This is a genomic window from Limnobacter sp. CACIAM 66H1 (assembly GCF_001601825.1).
In the GTDB taxonomy this organism is placed as follows: domain Bacteria; phylum Pseudomonadota; class Gammaproteobacteria; order Burkholderiales; family Burkholderiaceae_B; genus Limnobacter.
The window spans coordinates 1-22,860 of sequence record NZ_LUJK01000051.1 but is presented as its reverse complement, the minus strand read 5'-3'; the positions used below and the strand labels follow the sequence as shown (position 1 = coordinate 22,860).

At 54.1% G+C, this 22,860-nt stretch carries 22 protein-coding genes; 15 read left to right on the top strand and 7 right to left on the bottom strand.

The features are described 5' to 3' along the window. The 4 genes from A0129_RS13115 to A0129_RS13100 form a co-directional block, all read left to right on the top strand. Window positions 1-1,345 (top strand): cobyric acid synthase (locus tag A0129_RS13115; protein ID WP_291715630.1); only part of this gene is annotated, 1,345 nt, incomplete at its 5' end. Window positions 1,346-1,366: 21 nt separating this feature from the next. Then, entirely contained in the window at window positions 1,367-2,419 is a 1,053-nt protein-coding gene (cobT, locus tag A0129_RS13110) for a nicotinate-nucleotide--dimethylbenzimidazole phosphoribosyltransferase (protein WP_291715628.1), read from the top strand. 6 nt (window positions 2,420-2,425) lie between these two features. Then, window positions 2,426-3,259: an adenosylcobinamide-GDP ribazoletransferase gene (locus A0129_RS13105; protein ID WP_291715626.1), complete on the top strand. Its 834-nt coding sequence runs from the start codon at window positions 2,426-2,428 to the stop codon at window positions 3,257-3,259. Then, a complete protein-coding gene (locus A0129_RS13100; RefSeq protein ID WP_291715624.1) occupies window positions 3,256-3,798 on the top strand; it encodes a histidine phosphatase family protein in 543 nt (180 codons plus the stop codon). The genes A0129_RS13105 and A0129_RS13100 overlap by 4 nt, the downstream gene beginning before the upstream one ends. Window positions 3,799-3,801: 3 nt before the next feature. On the opposite strand, the gene A0129_RS13095 is transcribed toward A0129_RS13100, so the two are convergent. Genes A0129_RS13095 through A0129_RS13080 form a run of 4 tightly spaced genes read right to left on the bottom strand, consistent with a single transcriptional unit; the run spans window position 3,802 to window position 9,143 of the window. Beyond that, window positions 3,802-5,700 (bottom strand): hypothetical protein, encoded by a 1,899-nt coding sequence (locus tag A0129_RS13095; RefSeq protein ID WP_291715622.1) that lies wholly within the window; start codon window positions 5,698-5,700, stop codon window positions 3,802-3,804. A 19-nt stretch (window positions 5,701-5,719) separates the two neighbouring features. Beyond that, a complete protein-coding gene (locus A0129_RS13090; RefSeq protein WP_291715620.1) occupies window positions 5,720-6,862 on the bottom strand; it encodes a Gfo/Idh/MocA family oxidoreductase in 1,143 nt (380 codons plus the stop codon). A gap of 24 nt (window positions 6,863-6,886) precedes the next feature. Then, window positions 6,887-8,032, bottom strand: coding sequence for an acetyl-CoA carboxylase biotin carboxylase subunit family protein (locus A0129_RS13085; RefSeq protein WP_291715618.1), 1,146 nt, complete (start codon window positions 8,030-8,032; stop codon window positions 6,887-6,889). After that, entirely contained in the window at window positions 8,025-9,143 is a 1,119-nt protein-coding gene (locus tag A0129_RS13080; RefSeq protein WP_291715616.1) for a DegT/DnrJ/EryC1/StrS aminotransferase family protein, read from the bottom strand. Before A0129_RS13080 ends, A0129_RS13085 begins: the two co-directional genes overlap by 8 nt. Window positions 9,144-9,320: 177 nt before the next feature. On the opposite strand from A0129_RS13080, the gene A0129_RS13075 reads away from it, so the two are divergent. Together A0129_RS13075 and A0129_RS13070 are read left to right on the top strand one after the other, a co-directional pair. Beyond that, entirely contained in the window at window positions 9,321-10,178 is an 858-nt protein-coding gene (locus A0129_RS13075; RefSeq protein ID WP_291715614.1) for an undecaprenyl-diphosphate phosphatase, read from the top strand. A 17-nt stretch (window positions 10,179-10,195) separates the two neighbouring features. Then, window positions 10,196-11,575: an FAD-binding domain-containing protein gene (locus A0129_RS13070; protein WP_291715612.1), complete on the top strand. Its 1,380-nt coding sequence runs from the start codon at window positions 10,196-10,198 to the stop codon at window positions 11,573-11,575. Here A0129_RS13070 and A0129_RS13065 read toward each other — a convergent pair. Next, entirely contained in the window at window positions 11,570-12,235 is a 666-nt protein-coding gene (locus tag A0129_RS13065; protein WP_291715610.1) for a TetR/AcrR family transcriptional regulator, read from the bottom strand. The two genes, A0129_RS13070 and A0129_RS13065, sit on opposite strands and share 6 nt — an antisense overlap. A 101-nt stretch (window positions 12,236-12,336) precedes the next feature. On the opposite strand from A0129_RS13065, the gene A0129_RS13060 reads away from it, so the two are divergent. The 3 genes from A0129_RS13060 to A0129_RS13050 are packed head-to-tail and all read left to right on the top strand — an operon-like array spanning window position 12,337 to window position 15,742. Continuing rightward, a complete protein-coding gene (locus tag A0129_RS13060; RefSeq protein ID WP_291715608.1) occupies window positions 12,337-13,797 on the top strand; it encodes a hypothetical protein in 1,461 nt (486 codons plus the stop codon). Between the two features lie 26 nt (window positions 13,798-13,823). After that, window positions 13,824-15,161, top strand: a complete 1,338-nt coding sequence (locus A0129_RS13055; protein ID WP_105027637.1) for a DUF1329 domain-containing protein — start codon at window positions 13,824-13,826, stop codon at window positions 15,159-15,161. Between the two features lie 32 nt (window positions 15,162-15,193). Beyond that, entirely contained in the window at window positions 15,194-15,742 is a 549-nt protein-coding gene (locus A0129_RS13050; protein WP_367189976.1) for a YaeQ family protein, read from the top strand. Here A0129_RS13050 and A0129_RS13045 read toward each other — a convergent pair whose 3' ends face one another. Beyond that, on the bottom strand, window positions 15,743-17,080 hold the full coding sequence (locus A0129_RS13045) for a dicarboxylate/amino acid:cation symporter (protein WP_291715606.1): 1,338 nt from the start codon (window positions 17,078-17,080) through the stop codon (window positions 15,743-15,745). A 72-nt stretch (window positions 17,081-17,152) separates the two neighbouring features. Here A0129_RS13045 and A0129_RS13040 point away from each other — a divergent pair, with 72 nt between their 5' ends. After that, window positions 17,153-17,761, top strand: coding sequence for a flavin reductase family protein (locus A0129_RS13040; protein ID WP_291715604.1), 609 nt, complete (start codon window positions 17,153-17,155; stop codon window positions 17,759-17,761). 12 nt (window positions 17,762-17,773) lie between these two features. Here A0129_RS13040 and A0129_RS13035 read toward each other — a convergent pair whose 3' ends face one another. Beyond that, window positions 17,774-18,445, bottom strand: coding sequence for a GntR family transcriptional regulator (locus A0129_RS13035; protein ID WP_291715602.1), 672 nt, complete (start codon window positions 18,443-18,445; stop codon window positions 17,774-17,776). Window positions 18,446-18,613: 168 nt separating this feature from the next. On the opposite strand from A0129_RS13035, the gene A0129_RS13030 reads away from it, so the two are divergent. The 5 genes from A0129_RS13030 to A0129_RS13010 form a co-directional block, all read left to right on the top strand. Then, the gene (locus A0129_RS13030) at window positions 18,614-19,333 is read left to right on the top strand and encodes a haloacid dehalogenase type II (RefSeq protein WP_291715600.1); all 720 of its coding nucleotides are present in this window, start codon (window positions 18,614-18,616) and stop codon (window positions 19,331-19,333) included. Between the two features lie 34 nt (window positions 19,334-19,367). Then, window positions 19,368-20,120 carry an Asp/Glu racemase gene (locus A0129_RS13025; RefSeq protein WP_105027633.1) on the top strand — a complete coding sequence of 251 codons (753 nt, stop codon included), beginning with the start codon at window positions 19,368-19,370 and terminating at the stop codon, window positions 20,118-20,120. Window positions 20,121-20,216: 96 nt separating this feature from the next. After that, entirely contained in the window at window positions 20,217-21,236 is a 1,020-nt protein-coding gene (gene dctP / locus A0129_RS13020; RefSeq protein WP_291715598.1) for a TRAP transporter substrate-binding protein DctP, read from the top strand. 66 nt (window positions 21,237-21,302) lie between these two features. Continuing rightward, a complete protein-coding gene (locus A0129_RS13015; RefSeq protein ID WP_291715596.1) occupies window positions 21,303-21,854 on the top strand; it encodes a TRAP transporter small permease subunit in 552 nt (183 codons plus the stop codon). Further along, the coding region (locus A0129_RS13010; RefSeq protein WP_291715594.1) for a TRAP transporter large permease at window positions 21,817-22,860 on the top strand (1,044 nt) is incomplete at its 3' end. The genes A0129_RS13015 and A0129_RS13010, both read left to right, overlap by 38 nt.

The window sequence follows — 22,860 nt, the reverse complement described above, 5'->3', positions numbered from 1 at the left end:
ACAAAACATGAGCAACAATGCCCGCGTGGTGGCGGGTTTGCATGGCAGTGAAGGGGAAATTGGTTCTGCCCAGTATTTCCAGGCGCTGGCCGCATGTTGCGAACCGCATGTGCACATGAACCCGGTGTTGTTAAAACCCGAAGCCGACACCAAAAGCCAAGTGGTCGTGTTGGGACAAGTGGACATGGCGTTGAGCAAGACCCCGTGGCGGGAACGCAGCGCCCAGGTGTGGCCGCACATCATGGCATCACTGGATGCACTGCGTGCCGACCATGATGTGGTGGTGATCGAGGGGGCAGGTTCACCGGCAGAAATAAACTTGCACGCCAGTGACATTGTGAACATGCGCGTGGCCGTGCACGCGCAGGCGCGCTGCCTGCTGGTTGCCGACATTGACCGTGGTGGGGCTTTTGCCCACCTGTATGGCACCTGGGCTTTGTTGCCCACCGAGGAACGTGCCTTGATTCGCGGTTTCGTGTTGAACAAATTTCGAGGTGATGCGGCCTTGCTGGCTCCCGCGCCCGAACTGTTGCAGCAGTTGACCGGTGTACCCACCGTGGCCACCCTGCCCATGTGGTTTCAGCATGGTTTGCCGGAAGAAGATGGGGTGTTCGATGACCGCAGCCGTTCCACTGGCCGCGTGCACATCACCATTGCTGTGCTGGCTTTTCCGCGTATCAGCAATCTGGATGAATTCCAGCCCCTGAAAAATATGCCCGGTGTGCGTTTGGTGTGGGCCCGCACACCTGCCGATTGTGCAGGCGCTGACTGGATTATTCTGCCGGGTTCAAAACACACCACAGCCGATTTGGCATGGTTGCGCGAACAGGGGCTGGACCAAACTGTGGCCGCGCATGCCGAACAAGGCAAACCCGTGTTGGGCATTTGTGGTGGCCTGCAAATGTTGGGTGAGGCACTGGTGGATGCGCACGGCATTGATGGCAATGCACCGGGGCTGGGGCTTTTGCCTTTGGTGACCTGCTTTGAACCCGACAAAACAGTGCGCCGTACCACGCTGCTTTTTGGTGCCGTGCAAGGGCCTTGGGCCGCGTTGGCGCAGCAACTGGTCAACGGCTATGAAATTCACCATGGTCAAACCGCGCAACACCCGGCGCTGGCTCAAGTCGGGCAGCTTGCGCGCGAAGTGCTGCCCGGCTTGGGTTGGCAAAATACAGCGGGCAATGTGCTGGGTGTTTACGTGCACGGCCTGTTTGAAGATGCCGCAGTGTTGGCCGCATTGTTTGGCGCACAAGCCCCCACGCTGGAAAGCGTATTCAACGGGCTGGCAGATTTTCTGGAACAGCATGTACAACCGGGCGTATTGAGCGCACTTATCGAACCCTAATTTTTCAGGTACACAGCACCCATGCCATTTGATTTACCCCTTGTTCAAAACCCCTGCAGTGCTGTTTTGCAAGCACGGATCCAGGCCTTGCTTGACAACAAAACCAAACCGCTTGGTTCATTGGGTCGGCTTGAAAAACTGGCCGTTCAAATAGGCCTGGTCTTGGGCACTGAGAGCCCTGCTCTGGAACAGCCGCAAATGCTGGTGTTCGCAGCCGACCATGGTTTGGCACAGCGCGGGGTGTCCGCCTACCCCAGCGATGTGACCTGGCAAATGGTAGAAAATTTTCTGGCTGGTGGTGCGGCGGTCAGTGTACTGGCACGCCAGCATGGCTTGAATTTGGGCGTGGTCGATTGCGGTGTTCGCCATGACTTCACGGCGCGCCCCGGTTTGTTGATTCGCAAAATTGGATATGGCACGGCTGACAGCCTTGAAGGCCCGGCCATGTCGATTCATCAATGCGAACAGGCACTGATCAACGGTGTTGAGTTGCTTCGCAACCTGCCTGGCAACGTGCTGTTGTTGGGGGAAATGGGCATTGGCAATACATCGGCTGCAGCGCTTTTGATGGCGTGTTTCACCGGGTACGACATTGCTGAATGCACCGGCGCGGGCACGGGTTTGAATCCCGAAGCTGTTCAGCGCAAAACGAGTATTTTGCGGCAGGTTTTAAGCCAGCATGCCAAGGCACAAACACCGCTTGAAATGCTTGCAGCCGTTGGCGGGTTTGAAATTGCAACGATGGTGGGTGCGGTGTTGCAGGCCGCTAGTGAACGCCGTGTGGTGGTGGTTGATGGTTTTATAGCCACGGCAGCAGTGCTTGTTGCGCATGCAATGTGCCCCAAGGTGTTGGCGTACTGTGTTTTTGCGCATCAATCGGGCGAGCAAGGCCACCGCAAGATGCTGAAATTCTTGAATGCACAACCCTTGCTTGATCTTGGTTTGCGTTTGGGTGAAGGCTCTGGTGCAGCTTTGGCCTGGCCCTTGCTGGTGTCGGCTTGTAGCATACTGCGCGACATGGCCAGTTTCGATTCAGCCAGCGTGTCGCGCGCAGGCGATTCAACACAGGCGTAATTTCCCATGCTTCAACTGCTCACTCAATTCATTCGCCACTACCTGCTTGCAGTGCAGTTTTTCACACGCATACCCATTACCGGAAAATTGGCTGAGTGGGTGGGCTTCTCGCCCGCCATGTTGCGTGCCAGTGCTGCACATTTTCCCGGTGTGGGCTGGCTAGTAGGGGCAACATGTGCAGCCGTGTTGTGGGGCTTGGTGTGTGCCTTGCCTGAAGTACCTGCTGCAAGCTGGGTGGCAGCCGTGTTGTGCACCGTGTTCAGTGTAATGTTGACGGGTGCGTTTCATGAAGACGGTTTGGCCGACACGGCTGATGGCTTGGGTGGCAGCATGAACCGCGAACGCGCGCTCGACATCATGAAAGATTCCCGTGTGGGCACCTATGGCGCACTGGCGTTGGTGCTGGTGGTGTTGCTTAAAATCAGCCTGCTGACCATGTTGTTGCAAATCGCAACCTTGCCAATTACAGCGGTGGGCGTGTTGGGTGCGCATGTGGTGTCGCGCCTCTTGCCCTTGTTCATTATTCGCAGTTTGCCGCATGTGGGCGACACACATCAATCCAAATCAAAGCCACTGGCTGATCAAATTGGCAACCGTAGTTTAGCGGTAGCCACGGTGTGGGCTGCGATGGTTTTTGGCCTGTTGTATGCGCTTGCACCGGGCGCACCCTGGTGGGCAGCTGCTTTGGGCGCAGTATTGGCACTGGGTTATATGTGGCGCTTGCTAAAACGCAGGCTGGGCGGATTTACTGGCGACGGTTTGGGGGCCACACAACAAGTGTGTGAGGTGGTTTTTTACCTGGGCTTGTTATTGGCTTGGCCGCTGGCTGCTGTGTCATGAAGCTGTGGTTGGTTCGCCATGCCCCGGTGCTGTTACCTGCAGGAATTTGCTACGGCGCAAGCGATGTATTGGCCGATGATGCGGCCAGCCTGCAAGCGGCCCGGCAAGCAGCAGAACAATTGCCGCCAGGCTTGCATGTGCGTGTTTCAGGCCTGCTGCGCGCGCAACAACTTGCAAACCATTTGGCGGCGCTGCGGCCCGATCTTCCCACTGCAATTGTAGATGCCCGCTTAAATGAAATGAACTTTGGTTGCTGGGAAATGCAGCCTTGGGACGCAATTCCACAAACCGCCTTCGACGCCTGGCTGGCTGATTTTGATCACCATTGTTTTGGCGGTGCCGAAAGCACACACGTGGTGTTGCAGCGCGTGGGGAAGGCTTTAAGTGGCGTGCAGAACGATGAGTTGTGGATTACCCATGCAGGTATCATTCGCGCGGTGCAATGGATTGTTGAACACGGTTTTGAACCTGTTCAAAAGGCTGAAAACTGGCCGAAAACGGTGGTGGAGCCAGGGGGTTTATTGAGTGTCAATTATTGATAATCACGCTACCCACCTACCGGCCCCTTCAATCACCAACCCCCTCGGCCCACGCACTTCATTCTGGTTTGCATAGGCCCAGTTCAACGCCCTGCACATTTCATCTGAAAACTCGTTTTCGTTTTGCTGGTGCAAATCCATGAACTGTTTGGATGCCACCATGGCGCGCAATTCCTCAAGCAGGCCCGGCTCGTTGATGTAACGCACCACGCCATGCACGTAGTTTTCAACTGAATCGGCCACGCAGTATTCAGCCAGTCCCAGCGAAGCCAAAATGTCGTAGTCACTGCGCGAATGGGGTTCGGCACCGATCAGGCTGATCACAGGCAGGCCCAACACCATGCAATCGATGGTGCTGGTGGCGTTGCCAAACGGGAAGGGGCTGAGTGCCAGGTGGTGCTGGTTGAGCATGTTCAGGTAGGCTTCATAACCCGTGCGGCGGGCCACCACGGCGGTGGGGAAGAAGCTGCGCAGGCGTTTCTCGGTTGAAAGGTGACCAACACCATATTCATTGGGGAAGAAGGTGAAGCGAATCGGCTTGGCCGAGAGGCGTTCAATCTCCTTCAGCGTAGTCATGAAGCCCAGGTTGATCTTCATGGTGTTGCAGGGCACCGCAATCGACACCACAGCGTCATCCAGCACCGCGGGTGGTGGCAGTTTCAAGTCTTTGTGGGCCTCGGCCACATTGCCAATTTCACTCTCCAGAATCAACATGTTCTCATTCACCACGCCGGAGCCGCCAAATACACGGGTGGTCACAAAAGCTACGTCCATCTCGCTGCTAAAGCTGCTGGCCGGGTGGCCAAAGCTCATCGCTTGTAGTGGGGCCCAGCGCAGGTTTGCGAGTGAAATTCCCCAAGAGCGCATGCCCACGCTCATGAACCAGGCAATGTCGGGTGTACATTGGTTCAGCACCGGTTGCAGGTTCATTTCTTCTTCGGGTACTTCAATGAAGTCATCGAACAGGCCAATGGATTGGTCATCCACATCGGCTTTCATTGATACCACGACCATGTAGTAATCGCGTTTCAGGCGTTTGATCATGGGCGCATACCAACGGTACATGGCGTGCACCGACTTGAACGTTTCTGCAATCACCACCATCACGGGTTTGTTGTCGATATTCCCGGTGTGTCGCACGCTGCCAGCGGGTTTGGGCTGAATGCCTTTGGCCTTGTGCACACGCTTGAACCAGTGGTTAAGGTGCTTTTTAATTTCATGCTTGCGCGGGCTGGTACTGTAGCTGCACAGCATCCAGATATTGGAGATCAAAGCGCGGTATTGGTCCAAGGGGCGCAGTGCACTGTAGGGGTTGTACTCCTCCAGCAGGAAGGTGCGGCCAGCGTCGCCTGTCACGGTCAAGGGCAGGCGGTCGAGCAACAGGCCAATCGCCAACAGGGCCGAGGTTTCCGTGCTTTCCAGAGTCAGTTCTACCAGGTCGGCGGGGTCCAGATCGCCCACGCTGGCCAGCAGCAGGGCGCGTACCAAAGCGGGGTTGTCTGTCAGTTGTTTGGCTTTGCGCTCGTGTGCCTTGTTCAGCAACAGCTTGAGTACTGCGCGGTTGCTGCCGTAGCCGGACACCTCAAACACATGACTCATGAAGCGCTTTTGTTTGGTCAACACCAGCAAGCTATTCAAGCTCAGGGTGTGCTTCAGGTCGGTGAGTACATTCACGTATAGCGCGGCAAACCGCGTGCACAATTCGGTTGTGCCTTGTATGTTCAATTGCATCAAGCTGGCATACGGTTTGTTCTGGCACTCATTCACCAACACAGCCAACTGATTGATGGTTTTTTCTGCGTCCTGCTGTTGAATGAATACCCCACTCTCGATGTTTTGCAATTTTGCGTCAATGTCATCAAACAGCGGTTGTAGTTGTTCTTCCAGGCTTGCTGTGGTCATGGCTTAGACAATCTCAAACTTAAAGTTGAACGGTGCGGCCAGTGGCCGAGGCTTGTGCAATCGCCTGGCTCAAGGTGAGGCCTTCTGCAGCGACACCAGTCGACAAGGTGTAGGCATTCAGCTTCTCATCGCGCATGGCTTGTGCAATGTCGGCGTAGTAGTTGGCAAAGGCTTCGATAAAACCCGAGGGGTGGCCAGCCTTGAAGCGGTTGTAGCGGGGCTGTGCGGTTATTTCACTGCCCGTTGAAATTCGGTCAAGCAGCATGCGGTTGCCTGCTTCATCAGCGGCCTCAATCATTTCGGGGCTTTCCTGATGCCATTGCAAACTGCCCTTGGTACCAAACACGCGTATGCGCAAGCCATTGCGATAACCCAACACGGCTTTGCCATACCACGCATTGACCATCAGGTTGTTGCTGTATTGAATGACAGCATCCACTTCATCAATGAGCCCCGGCGATACGTTGGTGATTGCGCGTTGCCAGGCGTTGACTGTTTGAGGTGTGTTGCCGCACACAAAGTTCACAAGGCTGTGCAGGTGCACAAACAGGTCGAGCGACACACAGCTGATGTCGCCGTCTTCCAGCCGCCACGATTGAATGGCGTGGGTTTTGTTTTGGTTGCTCAGCCGCATGTAGGAGTCTTGTGGCATTTCCACCATCACCTTGAATACGCTGCCAATTGCCCCGCTTTCCACACGGCGTTTCATCTCTCGCACCGCGGGGTAGCCGGTGTAATTGAAGATTGAAAATACCTGGGTGTTGTCGGGCTGGACACGGGCCAGTAGTTCTTTGCATTCCTGCACATTGGCCAACAGGGGCTTGTCGGAGATGACCCGCAAGTTGTGGTCGAGTGCCAAATGAATGTACTGCGCATGCGACTTGATCGGCGTGGCAATCACCACCGCATCCACTTCGTGCTCTACAGCATCGATCAGCGCTTCTGCGCTGGGGTACAGTTTGTTGGCCGGCACATTGTACTGGCGGCCAGATTCAGCATTGAATTCCGGATTGCGGCTAAAGCACCCCGCCACCAGGTCGAATTCATTGTCCATTTTCATGGCAATTTCATGCACGCGGCCCACAGCCGAATTCACACCGCCGCCTATCATGGCGACCCTGATGGGTTTGTGCAGTGGTTTCAGTGCGTTGTATTTGCTCATGTTCAATGTCCTTTGCGTGGGGCTTTAACCATTGAAGGTGTAAAGCCTGCGCTGTGTGGCAAGGCTGGCCAGTGTTTGAAGTTCAACCGCGTTGGTGCAGCGTGCAAACAGCAGGGCGATGCGGCCTACCGGGCTGGGCGCAATGAAGTCGCCAGTGGCGGCAATGGGCACCCAACGCTCCATGTGTACCGGGTGGTTAAAGTGCAGGTGTTGCAACAAGCCTTCGTGGGGCAGGGTCAGTGTGTGGCGCAAAATGAAATTCTGCTTCAAAGGGCCAGGTGCTGCACGTTGACCCAAAAACCCTTTGGCGTAGCTGGCCACATAGGGAAAGCCGGTTGAAAGTTCAATCAACTGACTGTACAAATCGCCAGGGCAACGGCGGGTAATTTCAACCAGCCAGAATTCATTGCCTTTCAGCAAAAACTGGGTGTGCACCAAACCATCACACAGGCGCAGGCTTTGCGCCAAATGTTCAATTTCGCGGCGAATACGGGTGTGAACCTCCACCGGAAAATCGATGGCCAGGTGGCTGGTGTCGACCACAAAGCGGTTGGCCGAGCCATGTTCTATCACCACAAAGTCTTGCGCCACGCGGCCATTCACTACAAACGCAGAATGGCTGTACAACTGGCCTTCCACATATTCTTCGACCAAACAATCACCACTTCTCGATTCGGCTTTGGCGGTGCCAATTGCCTTGTGCAACTGACTGGTTTCGCCGGCCTGCACCACTGTAATGCCGCGGCCACTGTAGGCATCGACCGGTTTTACAATCACGGCGCAAGCAGGTGTTTCATTATTGCCAAACACACGGGGTACCGACAAACCCTCGCGTTGTGCATAGCTGCGAAACTTCTGCTTGTGGTTGATGGTCTCTGTGGCCTCCAGGCGATCAATGCCAGGAAAGTGCAAGGTCTCCGACACTTCTGCGCAGGAGTAATACGAACGATCATTGCAACCCGGCACCAGGTACTCGATGCCCAGTTGGGTGCACAAATCGGCCAGAGCGGCGGGGCTGGAATAATCCAGTTGTTGGTAACCCGGCGTGGCCTTGGCCAGAAAGTCGTTGGGCTTGCCACCCGCAAACATCACCGTGTGCCCGGCGTTGCGCAGGTAGTTCAGGATAGGTCCTGAAGAGAAATTGGTGTCGACCAACAGCACCTTAGCCACGGCTGGCCTCGTCGATAATCACGCAAATGCGCGCCACATCTTCCAGTGGCAAGTCAGGGTAAATCGGCAGGCACAACACTTGTTCAGCGGCTTTGTGGGCATTGGGCAAATTGCGTGGCGCGGCGGAGGACAAACCACGGTACATGGGCATGCTGCTGATCAATGGGAAAAAATAGCGGCGACCATGGACACCGTGCTCTTGCAAACGGGCGTACAGCGCGTCGCGCGTAATGGGGTAGTGGGCATTCACGAAAATCGGAAAGTAAGCGCCGTTCCATTCCACATTCTCGGGCACAGCCATGTGTTCGATTCCGGGGACATTGGCCAGCAATTCGCGGTACAGGGCCTGTATGCGGTGGCGCTTTTCAATGGCCTGGTCCACATACTTCAATTGCAGCATGCCCATGGCGGCATTCAGTTCGCTCATCTTGCCGTTGATGCCCGGTGCCATCACGGTGACCTCGTCGGCAAAGCCGAAGTTTTTCAGGTAATCAATGCGTTGTTTGGTTTTGGCGTCTTTGCAAACAATGGCGCCACCTTCAAAGGTATTGAACACTTTGGTGGCATGCAGGCTGAGCACCGACAAATCACCGGCATTCAAAATGCTCTCGCCGTTTTGCTTCACGCCAAAGGCGTGGGCTGCGTCGTAAATCACCTTCAAGCCATACACATCGGCGATGCGTTGAATCTCGGTGGTGTTGGCGGGCAGGCCATAGCAATGTACTGGCAAAATGGCACTGGTTTGCGGCGTGATCGCCTCTTCAATGCGGCGGGGGTCCAGGTTCAAAGTGATCGGATCCACATCCACAAAAACCGGTTGCAGGTCGTTCCACAACAGGGAATGGCTGGTGCACACGAAGGAATAGGGCGTCGTAATCACTTCGCCTTGAATGCGCAGGGCTTTCAACGCAGTCATCAAAGCAATGGTGCCATTGCAAAACAGGGAAATGAAAGGCACACCCAAATGTTCGCACAGCGCCTTTTCAAGCTGCTGGTGATAGGGGCCGTTGTTGGTCAGGGTTTTGCTGTCCCAAATCTGTTCCAGGTAGGGTATGAACTCCGCAAGCGGCGGCAGCGCTGGCTGCGTCACATAAATTTTCCGATGATCCATACCCAAGCCTTTCTATTTGATTTTCTTCATTATCCCGGCTGGATTACATAATCATTTGTTAAATATCAGGCCTCTTTCCCCTTCAGAAAAATGTTTTCCCCCATTCAGGCTTGCTATAGTTCGCATTGAATTTGGCTTGAAAACGGCCTTTATTGATCTATTTACCGGGAATTCACCATGTTTGTTGCCGGCAACGGTGTGGGTTGGCTTGAGGCCGTAATTTTAGGGCTGATCCAGGGGCTTACTGAATTTTTGCCTATTTCATCGAGTGCGCATTTGCGTATCATTGGACCCATGTTGCCCTCAGGCCTCGATCCCGGCGCAGCTTTCACGGCCATTACCCAGCTGGGAACCGAACTCGCGGTGCTGGTGTACTTCCGCCACGACATCGCCCGAATTTTTCTCGCCTGGTGTGGGTCCTTCAAACGCAAGGCCGCCAGTGGTGTGCCAATGAGTTCTGATGCCCGTTTGGGGTGGCTGGTCATTGTGGGCACCTTGCCCATTGCTGTTTTGGGCCTGTTGTTTCAAGATCTGATTGAAACCTATCTGCGCAATTTGTACCTGACTGCCATCATGTTGATTGTGTTTGGCCTCATCCTTGGTTTCGCCGACAAAGTGGGCAAGCGCCAAACCGAGCTGAGGGAAATGACCTGGCGCGACGGCATTGTGTTTGGTTTTGCGCAAGCCTTGGCACTCATTCCCGGTGTGAGCCGTTCAGGCGGAACCATCACCGCAGGTTTGCTGATGGGCTACACCCGAGAGGCTGCCGCGCGTTATTCCTTCTTGCTCGCGGTGCCCGCGGTGTTTGCTTCCGGCTTTTACCAGTTGTACAAAAGTTGGGGCGTGGCCGGCCCGGTCAGCCCGGTCAACACGGCCTTGGCAACCTTCATTGCCTTCTTTGTGGGCTATGCCGTCATTGTGTGGTTCCTCAAGCTGGTCAGTACGCGGGGTTACGGCCTGTTTGTGGTGTACCGTGTGGTGCTGGGTGTGGTGGTGTTGGCGCTGTTGGCTGCCGGGGTGTTGCAGCCGCTTTAAAGTTGCAGGAACGCAGTATGCAGGTGTTGTGGTTCAAACGGGATTTGCGTTTAAGCGATCACCTGCCGCTGTTTGAAGCCATGCGCAATGCCAAGCATCACGGGCTTGTGCTGCCCTTGTACATTCACGAACCCAGCCAAATTGCAGATGCGCACACCGCGCGCCAACACCAGTTGTTTGTGCATGAATGCCTGGATGATTTGAAGCAGCAGTTTGCCGATGTGGGCGGCTATCTGCATGAAGAATTGGGCGAGGCCGTCGAGGTGTTGGCTCGCCTGCATGCACAGCTCAAATTTACCCACGTGTGGGCACATCAGGAAACCACGCAGCTTGCACAATACCGACGCGATCAAGCCGTGGCGGCATGGTGCAAAAGCATGGGTGTGGCGTTTCATGAATTGCCCCAAAACAATGTGCAGCGTGGCACCTTCATGGCCAATCCGTTTGCTGAAAAAATTAATTTTCAAACTTACCTGGACCGGGCCGCTCAAGAAGAAATCAAAAACCCGGCCGGGCGAAATTTGCAGGCCTTCTTCGCACCCCAACCCCCTGTTGAACTCGACCGCACTACTGTGCCACTGGCTGTTGGCAATGACAAACCACTGCGTATGAAGGGGGGGCGCGCTCAGGCCCGGGCAGTGGCCGCCAAATTCTTTACACCCGCCAAGTTGAGAAGTTATCCCTTCTCGATCTCCAGCCCTTTGAAAGCATGGAATGGTTGCTCGCGCCTGTCGCCTTACCTGGCCTACGGCGTGGTCTCTGATCGGGAAGTGCTTCAAAAGCTCAACGCCCTGGTGAACACGGTGCATGGGCAGGGTGATGCGACACACATTGCAAAAGTTGAAGATGCTGTGCGGTTTTATGTGGACAGGCTGATTTGGCGGCAAGGTTATTTGCAGCAGCTGGAGAACCACACGGGGTTGGAAACCGATGCTTTTTACTGCGACGAACCAGCAGAGGTGAATCAGGAATTCTTGAATGCCTGGCAGCAGGGCCGAACGGGCTTTGCCTACGTAGACGCTTGCCAGCGCTTTTTACAACAAACAGGTTGGCTGAACATGCGGGCGCGGGCCATGTTGGTGTCGTTTGCGTGCGTGCAATTGGGTTTGCCCTGGCAACCCGTGGCTTTGTATTTGGCACAGCAGTTTCTCGACTTCGAGCCCGCCATTCACTATGGTCAGGCGCGCATTGCAAGTGGCACCAGCCACTTTTCGCAAATGCTGGTGTATGACCCCTTGAAACAACAGGCCGAGCAAGATCCCAAAGGCGAGTTTGTGAAGCGTTGGTTGCCGGAATATGGCACTGCGGGCTATCCAGCGTCCATGGTCGACAATGCGGAATCACTAAGGCTTGGCAAGGCACGCTTGCACGCCATGCGCCAAAACCGGCTGTTATGAACAGGTGTTGCCACGAAGCCCTGCACTGATGTACTCGTGAAACAGCCGGCGCATTTCCTTCAAGCCACCGCTTTGGTTGACCAAGGGCAATAGCCTTTCATCGTGCATCACCATTGAAAAGTCGGCCAGCCCGTGAATAGCCGTATTCACGGCCAAATGCACTTTAAAACGCAGCTGTGCTTCAGAGTATTGCGGGAAAAATTGTCGCAAAGTGGGCGCAAACACATCCATGTAGGGGTTGAAGTAGCGGGTCAGAAACCGCTGTCCCTGTTCGCCGGTTTGCCAGGTCAGGCGCGACAAAAACTGTATGCACACCGCACCGGTCTCGCCGCTTGAAAACAGTTGCACAAAGGGATCAAAAATCAGCTCGCACAAGCGGGTCCATTCTCTGTGCTCGGGCGCGTTGCGCGCAAATTCGGTGTGGGCCTGCTTGCAGTGAACATCAAGCTGACTTGTCACAAAATCCACCACTTCTTCCACCAATCGATCTTTGGTTTTGAAGTGATAGTGCACTGCTGAGCGGTTGCCCTGACCTGAAAGCTGCCGAATTTTGCTTAAGGTGACACCTTCAATGCCATGCTGTGCAAATTCATTCAACGCAATCCGTAACAGCTGTTCGCGAGTATCAATGAGAAGTGCGGCGTCGGCAGATTTGTTCATGTGTTTGTTTTTGTGAGTAAATTTCCGCTTGCCTGATTTAATACCAAAGTATTAATCTAGAGTGATTAAATACAATATAACCATAAAATCAGGAGACATGCGTGAAACTTTCAAAAGTATTCACGGCGGTGGTTGCAGGTGCAGCTCTTGGCTTGCTGGGTGCCTGTTCGTCTGAAGACGGGACTGTGGCAACTGGCGCCTCGGCATCGTCATCGGCCAGCAGCAATGTACTCAGCAGTGAATCATTGGCCCAGGCCATGGGTGGCAGCGAGACTCCCTTGGGCCTGGGGTGCGGGTGGATTGCGGCCAGCGATCCCGACAAAGCGAATATTGCGTTTCCTGACAGTGAGGCCAAGTACTGGGTGGCGGCTGCCCCTGTGTCGCCCCAAACCCGGTTGAGGATTGATGGCCGTTACCCGGATGCCCGTTATTTTTCCTACAACGCATACGATGCGGCGCTGCGCCCAACAGATGCGGTGGCCGACTTTGAACTCACACCTTCTGATCAAGGTCGTGAAGGCAATCCCTTCGCGCGCAAGGGTGCCAAGCCAGGTGGTGCTTACACGGCTTATCTGGAATATGGTGCATCTCCGGTTCAAAACCCGGAGGTACAACGCAAACCCAACACCTTTTACACCGGTGAAATTGGTTTGGGCCCATTGAATATTCCAAACGGTTTGGCGGTGTTCATTTATCGGGTGTATGTGTCGAATGCCGGCGAGTTTTTTGATGGTGGTGTGGGTTTGCCCGCGCTCACGCTGGAAACTGCAGACGGCAGTCGTGAGTTGGGAACACTGCCAAATTGTGCTGAACCATTCTTGCCGAATTTTGGAGGTGCTGCGCCACCCCTGGGCCTGAATGAGGTATTGCTGGGGCTGGACTACCCCAATCAGTTGGCTTTACCTTTCCCAACGGCCACCAATCCGCCCAATACACTGAAATTTTTTAGCCTGAGTGACACCGCATTTCGAATTGCAGGCAATGTAACCGGTCAAGACACCAGCATGCTGGGCGGCCGGGTCGATTCAGGCTCGGGCGGCTTTTTGAGCAATGTACACAATGCCTACACCAGCACTGGTTTTGCCCGCCGCTACGGCAGCATTGCCATGGTGCGAGCCAAAGCCCCCACCTACCGTGGACAGCCCGGCGTGGAGTTTGGGCAAGAGCAGTTGCGGTACTGGTCGTTGTGTGGCAATGAATTTGCAACCCAACGCTTCACCGATTGCGCAGCCGATTTTCAAGTGCCATTGGATGACCAGGGATTTTTCACGGTGGTGATTTCCGATTCAGCTGATCGACCGGCCAATGCCACAGCCGAGAACGGATTCCTGTGGTTGCCTTGGGGGCCGTATCCTGATCAACTCCTGTTGTATCGCCACATGCTGCACAATCCGGGATTCGCTGAGGCGATCCAGAATGTGGAGAAGGGTGACGCATTGGCCGACGTCATGAAAGATTTCGCGCCTGTCGGCATTTATTGCGACCCAAACGTTTTTACACAAAGCAATCGCAGTGGCGAGGTGTTCGCCCTGTGTGAACAAGATCAAAACACCAATCGATAACCACTCATACTTGAGGAGACTACGAAATGGCAGTGCAAAAGTTGAAACACGGGTTGCTGGCCGCAGCGATCGTTTTGGGGAGTGGCGCAGCACTGGCCAATGACCTGTCTGAACTGGGCAAAAGCCTGACCCCAGTGGGCGCCGAGAAAAAAGGCAATGCGGCTGGCACCATTCCGGAATGGACTGGTGGTCTGGTCACTGTACCCAAAGGGTTTGATCCGGCAAAAGGCTATATCAATCCTTTTGCAGATGAAAAACCACTGTTCACCATCAGCGCGGCAAACATGGCGCAGTACGCAGCCAATTTGACACCGGGCCAAATGGAAATGATGAAGCGTTACCCCACTTACAAAATGAATGTGTACAAAACACACCGTACAGCCGGGTATCGCCAGTCAGTCTATGACAACGCAAAGGCTGAAGCACCGAATGTGAAGCTGGTCGATGGCGGCAATGGCGTGGAAGGCATCAAGAAGTCCAACATTCCTTTCCCCGTGCCCAAGAGCGGTGTTGAGGTGATCTGGAATCATAACTTCCGCGATTTGGGTGGTTCATTCACTCGCTACTCCGCAGATTTCCCGGTTCAGACCGATGGATCATTCACAGTGGGCAAGCGAATCGAGACCGTGTCCTTGGCCTCTCACATGGACAGCCCAGAGCCCAACCGGATTTTGTACTTCATGAACCAGATTACTGCGCCAGCCAACGCGGCCGGTGAAGTTGCTTTGGTGCATGAACCGATTAATCAGGTGGCTGAGCCGCGTTTGGCCTGGCAGTACAACCCCGGACAACGTCGTGTCATTCGTGCGCCTGAACTGGCTTACGACTCACCCGGTATTGGCGCAGATGGCCTGCGTACCAACGACGACTTGAACGGCTTTAACGGCTCCCCAGACCGTTATGAGTGGAAGTTGGTGGGCAAGAAAGAAATGTACGTGCCTTACAACAACTACAAGCTGGCTGATCAAACCTTGAAGTACAGCAACATCATCCAGAAAAGCCACGTGAATCCTGATTTGGTGCGCTATGAGTTGCACCGCGTTTGGGTGGTTGAGGCCACACTGAAGCCCGGCAAGCGCCATATCTATGCCAAACGCGTCTTCTACATTGATGAAGACTCATGGGGTGTATTGCACGCTGACCAGTACGACAGCCGCAACACTCTGTGGCGTGTTCGTGAGGTGTACGGCACTCAGGCTTACCATGCACCTGCGTTTGCGTCTGCCGGTGAGGTTATTTACGACTTGCAGTCTCGCCGCTACCTGGTGGGTGGTTTGACCAACGAGGAAAAGTTTGCCGAGTTTGGCAAGAAGTACACGCCTGCCGACTTCTCGACAGCAGCCCTGCGCCGCATGGGTCGTTAAGTAGCAAGTAATCAGCGATAATCGCGGTTTGAATGTTTCAAACCGCGAGTCGCCCCATGGCCCTTAGAGCCACTGTCTACAAAGTTCAACTGGATGTGTCCGACCTGGATCGCAACCATTTCGCCCAATACCCGCTCACGCTTGCCTTGCACCCTTCCGAAACCGAAGAGCGCATGATGGTTCGCTTGCTGGCCTTTGCCATGCATGCCGGGCAGGATGTTCAGTTTGGCAAGGGTTTGTCGGCGGAAGACGAAGCTGCGGTATGGGAGGTCGACCCCACTGGTCAAATCAAGGTATGGATTGATGTGGGCCAGCCCGATGAAAGCCGCATTAAAAAAGCCTGTGGCCGTTCAGACCGTGTGGTCATTTACTGCTACACCCGCTCAGCAGAAGTGTGGTGGAAACAAAATCAGGACTGGTTGAACAAACTGGACAAAGTCCAGGTGCTGCAGCTGAGCGTGGAAGATGGCGCAACGCTGGCAAGCCTTGCACAACGCAACATGAACCTGGCTTGTACCATTCAGGAAGGCACGGTTTACTTGGGTGAGGCTGCGGTGCAGCCTGTCATCCTGAAGCCCTGATTATTTGCCTTTGTAAGCAGTTGAAATCGCCTGTGCAAAATCACGGCCAATTTCACTGCTGACATGAATGTTGCCACTGTCGCTGTCTTCAAGATTCTTGTTGTTGAAGACATCTTCATCCAGCTTCCCTTCGCTCTTCGCGACGATCAGTGACACCACGGCATCACCACTGACATTCACCGCAGTGCGCAGCATGTCAAGCAGCCGGTCAACACCCAGAATCAAGCCGATGCCCTCCAGTGGCAATCCCACTTGTGAAAACACCATCGACAGCATGATCAGCCCGACACCGGGCACTCCCGCTGTGCCGATTGAGGCCAGTACCGACATCATGATTACGGTGAGGTAGCCCGCTATACCCAAGTCGACACCGTACATGTTTGCAATGAACACGGTGGCTACGCCTTGCATGATGGCCGTACCATCCATGTTGATGGTGGCACCAAATGGCACCGTGAAAGAGGCCACTGAATTGTTCACACCCATGCGTTCGGTCACGGTACGCAAAGTCACTGGAATGGTGGCGTTGGAACTGGACGTGCTGAATGCGAACACCTGCACATTGCGAATTTTCTTCAGAAAAGTCGCAGGGCTAAGACCAGAAAAAACCTTGAGAAACAGCAACAGGGTGACAAACAGGTGAAACATCAATACCCCAGCCAGCACCACCACATAACCAATCAGTTGGGTGAAAAGTTCAACGCCCAACTCGGCCATGGCTTTGGCCAGCAGGCAAAACACAGCGTAAGGTGCGAGGGCCATGATGATGGTCACCATCTTCATCATCGCCTCATTCAGGATTTCAATCAGTTCAATGAGCTTGGTGGCTTTCCGCCCCACCAGCAAGAGGCTGATACCGAAAAGAATTGCAAAGAAAATAATTGATAACATTTCCCCTTGCGCCATTGCATTGATGGGGTTCGTGGGAATGATGTTAATGAGCACGTCACTGAGTGGCGGTGCTTCACGTCCCGTGAAGTTTGCTTCACTGCTGGCATTCATGCCCTCGCCTACACCCATTCCCCCGGCTATCAAAATGGCACTGGCAATCGCCACAGCAGTAGTCATCACGTAGAAACCAAACGACTTGGTGCCAATTTTCCCCAGTAACTTCACATCGCCTATGCCGCACACTCCGCAAATCAGGGAGAACAGAACCAGTGGTACCACCATCATGTTCAATGCATTGATGAACATTTTGCCCACGACATGAAACAGTCCGCCAGTGATGAACTCCTGTACGAAACTGCCCTCTGAATTCAGGCCAGAAAAGTTGATTGCCAGGCCAACAACAATGCCCAGCGCCATGCCCACGATCACTTTGACTGTCAGGTTCATGTTCTCACTCCACTTGCTAGTTCAGGCTAAACTATAACAGCACATGGAAAATCAACATTTTGGACGCCCTGCATGTACTTTGATACGACCCAGATCAGCCCCCGTGAAAACTATCAGTTGCTGACTGGTGCAGTGGTGCCACGACCCATCGCCTGGGTTAGCACGCTGAGTGAACAAGGCATTGCCAATTTGGCACCTTATTCATTTTTTACAGTTGCCAGTTGCAAGCCACCCGTGCTGTGCGTGGTGCAGGTGAACCCGCGCGACCGCAGCGAGAAAGACACCCTGACCAATTTGCAAACCACAAAGGAATGCGTGGTGAATATTGTGAGTCATGTGCTGGTGGATGCGATGAACACCAGTTGCGGCGACTACCCACCCGAAGTCGATGAATTCGAAAAGGCGGGTTTGAAAAAATCGCTGAGCAAAGCGGTGACAGCACCCGGTGTGGAAGATGCAATGGTGCGTTTTGAATGCAATTTGCGCGAGGTCAAGCTGATTGGCGAAGGCGCCATGGGCGGCTCGATGATGTTGCTGGATGTGTTGGGTGTGGAGGTGAGCGACACTGCGATGCGAGAGGGTCGAATCGCCAATGACCTACTGGATGCCGTGGGCAAATTGGCGGGTGATGGGTATTGCACCACCCGCAGCAATTTTGATTTGGCCAGGCCGAAGGTTTAAATGAACCGGGTTTTAGGCCGCCGAGCGCGCTTTTAGCAAGGGCAATGAAGCCACCAGGTCAGCGAAGCGCTGGCCTTGCACCATCACATGGCTGCGCAGCAATTCGTTGGCTGTGTCACCATCTCCGGCCAGAATCGCTTTCACGATTGCGTCGTGTTCATCCAGCGAGGTCGGGATGCGGCCGCGCACACGCAACTGCAAGCGGCGATAGGGGCGCAGCCTTCTGCGCAGGCCCCAGGCCTGTTCCATCAAAAACTCATTGTGGCTGCCCCGGTAAATCACACCGTGAAATTTGTCATTGAGCTGGTAGTACTCATCGGGGTCTCCGCCTTTGGCCATTGCCGCTTTGCATTCTTCGTGCGTGGCCACCAGTTCTTTTTGCTCTTCATCGGTCAGTCGCCGGGCGGCAAGCCTGCCGCACATGCCTTCAAACTCACCCATCACCTCGAACATTTCGACCAGCTGCTGGGCTGTGAATTGCGCCACCACAGCGCCTCGACGTGCGCGCAGCTCGACCAAGCCAGCGGTGGCCAGTTGGTTCAAAGCCTCTCGGATTGGGGTTCGGGACACGCCAAATCGCTCTGCCAGTTCGGTTTCGTCTAGATGGTCGCCAGGCGGCAGTTTGCCAAAAGCGATCAGTTCTTCAATTTGGTCCCGTACGTCTTCTGACAGTTTTTTCTTCATGAGGCAATAAAAAAAATGAATCAGCGTTATTGACAATGTATACGATCGCAATTAGTCTTGTATACAAGAAATCAAATAACGCATGCAAAATGCGATACTCTACATACAATCATAAGAGAGCGCCCGCCCAAACACAATCAGTTTCGGCAACCCCTCGAGGAGACAGGAATGAATCACGCAGCCAGCGCTGTCAAGGCGCTTGCATTTGATGTTTTTGGCACCGTTGTAGACTGGCGCGGCAGTGTGGCCCGCGAAGTTGCGATGATTGCCAAACACTTGAACATTCACGTAGATGCGCTGGCGTTTGCCGATGCCTGGCGCGCGGGTTATGCGCCCGCCATGGACCGGGTGCGCAAGGGTGAGCTGCCCTGGATGCACATTGACAGCTTGCACCGGATGATTCTGGATTCCATCGTTGATCAGTTTGGCCTTGCCAAATTGAACGATGAACAGCGTGAGAACATGAACAAGGTGTGGCATCGGCTCACGCCCTGGCCTGACACTGTTGCTGGCCTTCATGCCCTGAAAAAACAATTCACGATTACCACCCTGTCCAACGGCAATTTTTCTTTGCTGACCGCGATGGCAAAAAATGCCGGTTTGCCTTGGGACTGCATTGTATCGGCCGAACTGTTCAAGCATTACAAACCCGATCCCGAAACTTACCACGGTGTAGCCGGCCTGCTGAATTTGCCGATTGAGCAAGTGATGCTGTGCGCCAGCCACCCCAGTGATTTGCGCGCTGCCAAGGCGCAAGGCATGCGCACAGCCTACGTAATGCGCCCCTTTGAATTTGGCGAGCATGTGCCCTTGCCCAAAGTGGAAGCGGGCGAATTTGATTTTGTCGCACAAGACTTTGTGGACCTGGCCCGGCAACTGGCTACTTAGTTGGCAACTTAGGTCCACCTACACGGAGCATTGAATGAGCAAGATTTACCGGATTGGCCAGATTGTGCCAAGTTCAAACACCACCATGGAAACGGAAATTCCCGCAATTTTGCGGGCCCGCGAAGCCGTAGAGGCGGAGCGTTTCACGTTTCACTCCAGCCGCATGCGCATGCAGCATGTGACCAAAGAAGAGTTGGCCAAGATGGACGCCGATTCGGATCGGTGTGCCTTGGAGTTGGCCGACGCCCGCGTGGATGTACTGGGATATGCCTGCCTGGTGGCCATTATGAGCATGGGTTTGGGTTATCACAAAAAATCGGAAGAACGTTTGCACGGCCGCACCGTGGAAGCCGGTGGCCCTGCGCCTGTGGTGACCAGTGCAGGCGCCTTGGTTGATGGCTTGAAAGCGATCGGTGCCAAGAAAGTGGCCATTCTGACGCCTTACATGAAACCGCTGACATGCCTGGTGATTGATTACATCGAAAACGAGGGCATTGAAGTGCTCGACAGCATATCGCTGGAAGTGTCGAACAACCTGGAAGTGGGTTTGCTCAACCCTTTGGCACCCATTGAACACACCAAAAAACTGAACACCGCCAATGTGGATGCGATCGTGGCATCGGCTTGCGTGCAAATGCCGTCGCTGGGCTCCATTCAGCCGATCGAAGACCGCGCAGGCATGCCGGTGCTGTCTTCCTCGGTGGCAACCACCTACATGATGTTAAAGAAATTGGGTCTGAAGACCTATGCCCCGGGCTTCGGCTCGCTGTTGTCCGGGAAATATTGAACGAACCCAGAAATTTCGTTCGGATGTGGAAAGCGTTGGCGAATCACTCACCTGATTCAACAACGTTCAATTAGAAGCAAGAGAGGAGACTTACTCATGAAGTTCATGATCAAACCCCTGGTGGCCGGTATGGCTGCAGCAGCAATTACTTTTGGTTTTGCCAACACCGCGTCGGCACAAACCACCACCATCAAGGTGTCCCACCAGTTCCCAGGTGGTACCGAAGAAAAGGGCGACTTCCGTGATCGCTTGGTGCGCAAGTTTGCACGCGAAGTGTCCGAGAAAACAAACGGCAGCCTGAAGTTTGAAATTTACCCAGGCAGCTCGCTGGTGAAAACTTTCGCGCAGTTCGGCGCCTTGCAAAACGGTTCAGTGGACATGACTTTGTACCCACTGGCTTATGAAGGCGGCAAGATTCCTCAGGTAAACATCACCCTGATGCCCGGCCTGATCACCAGCTACGAACAAGGCCACCGCTGGAAAGGCCAGCCCATTGGCAAGGAGCTGGAAAAGCTTCTGGAAAGCAAAGGCGTGAAAGTGGTTACCTGGATTTGGCAGGCTGGCGGTATCGCCTCCAAGAAGAAAGTCGTGTCGCCAGATGATGTCAAAGGCGTGAAAATTCGTGGTGCCTCCAAGCACATGGACTTGATGCTGAAGGGTGCTGGCGGTTCAATCACCAACGTGCCATCGAATGAAGTTTACAGCGCCATGCAAACTGGCGTGTTGGACGCTGCTGTCACATCCAGCACGTCCATCATTTCTTTCCGTCTTGAGGAAGTGGGCGACCACTTGACTGACGCCAGCCAGAATTCATTCTGGTTCATGTTCGAACCCCTCTTGATGGCCAAGTCTACTTTTGATCGCCTGACACCTGCGCAGCAGAAGGCCGTGATGGAAGTGGGTGCAAGCCTTGAGAAGTTCTCCATTGAAGAGTCCAAGAAAGACGACATGATGGCTGCCGAAGTGTGGAAGAAAGCAGGCAAGAAATCCTATGCCATGGACGATGCAACATTTGCCAAGTGGCGCGCAGTTGCAGAGAAGTCAGCCTGGAAAGATTTCGCTGAAGAAGTGAAAGACGGCCAGAAGTGGTTGGACATGGCCACTGCAGTCAAGTAAAGCAAAGCGCACCAAACCCTCTCCACTGATGAGGGTTTGGTGTTCAAGTTCCACTCGGAGACTATTATGAACAACCCATTGTGGCGACTGTTCAGCGGCACCGTGCGCGGCATTAACCAAACCATGGCGTACATATCCGCACTTTTGATTCTGATCTGTTCACTCGTGCTGGTGTACGAGGTGGTAACACGTTACATCCTGAATATTTCCAATGACTGGGTCATTGAACTCAGCATTTTCATGTTGATCGCAGCCACCTTCCTGGCCGCTGCGCACACCCAGCGGGAGCGTGGCCATGTGGGCATTGAAATTCTGGACGAAGTGATGTCCAAACGCGCCAGCCGGATCCGTTTGCTTTTCGGCGACATTCTCTCGATGCTGTTTTGTGGCTTGGTGGCCTACTTGTCGGCTGTGTATTGCCACGAGGCCTGGGATCAGGGTTGGACCACCAGCTCAACCTGGGGCCCAAAGTTGTGGATTCCATACTTCTTCATGGCGTTCGGCATGCTGCTGCTGACACTGCAATTCTTTGTGCAAATTGTTGAAGGCTTGATGGGCAAAGCGCCTGAACTGCCAAAGCATGGGCATGCCACTACAACCAGCGGACAAGGGGGCTGAAATGGGTGTTGTCGAAATTGGCCTGATTTACACGGCCCTGACCTTGGTGTTGCTGTTTTCTGGCATGCCCATTGCATTTGCATTGGGTTCGTCGGCAGTGATCATCATGTATTTTTTCATGCCTGCAACCAATATTCATTTGATTGCAGAAACCATTTTCGGTGAACTTGAAAACTTCACTTTGCTCACCATTCCGCTGTTTATTCTCATGGGGGCAGCCATTGGCAAAACCCGGGCAGCGGTTGATCTGTACGAATCCGCTTACCGCTGGTTGTACCGCATGCCGGGTAGCCTGGGCGTGGCCAACGTGGCGGGTTGTACCATTTTTGCAGCCTTGTGTGGATCCAGCCCGGCAACCTGTGCAGCTATTGGCGGCATGGGCATTCCTGAAATGCGCAAGCGTGGATACAGCGGTGCCTTGGCCTCGGGTTTGATTGCAGCGGGCGGCACTTTGGGTATTTTGATTCCGCCCAGTATTACGCTGATCATTTATGGCGTGATGGCCGAGCAATCGATAGGCAAATTGTTTATTGCGGGCATTGTGCCCGGCATCTTGTTGGCCGTGCTGTTCTCGGTGTGGGTGGTGATCAAATTCATCCGCGATCGTCACGCCTGGATGAAAACCGCGAGCCCCGAAGAAATTGCCCAGGTGGCTGCAAAAGAGCACTTTACCTGGAAGGAAAAAATGGAGTCGTTGCCACGACTGCTGCCCTTCCTCTTGCTGATCGGTTTGATCATGGGTGCCATGTACGGCGGCTTTGGTACACCTTCCGAAGTGGCAGGTGTGGGTGCAGTGGCCGCGTTGATTCTCGTGATTGCACTGTACAAGTGTTATCAGTGGAAAGACCTCAGCGCGATTTTCACAGGCACCGCCAAAGAAAGCTGCATGGTCATGATGATCATTGCCATGTCCTTCCTGTTCACTTATGTGATGAGCTATTTGCGCATTAGCCAAAGCATGGCGGAATGGCTGGTGGCACTGGAAATGTCGAAGTGGGCCTTGTTG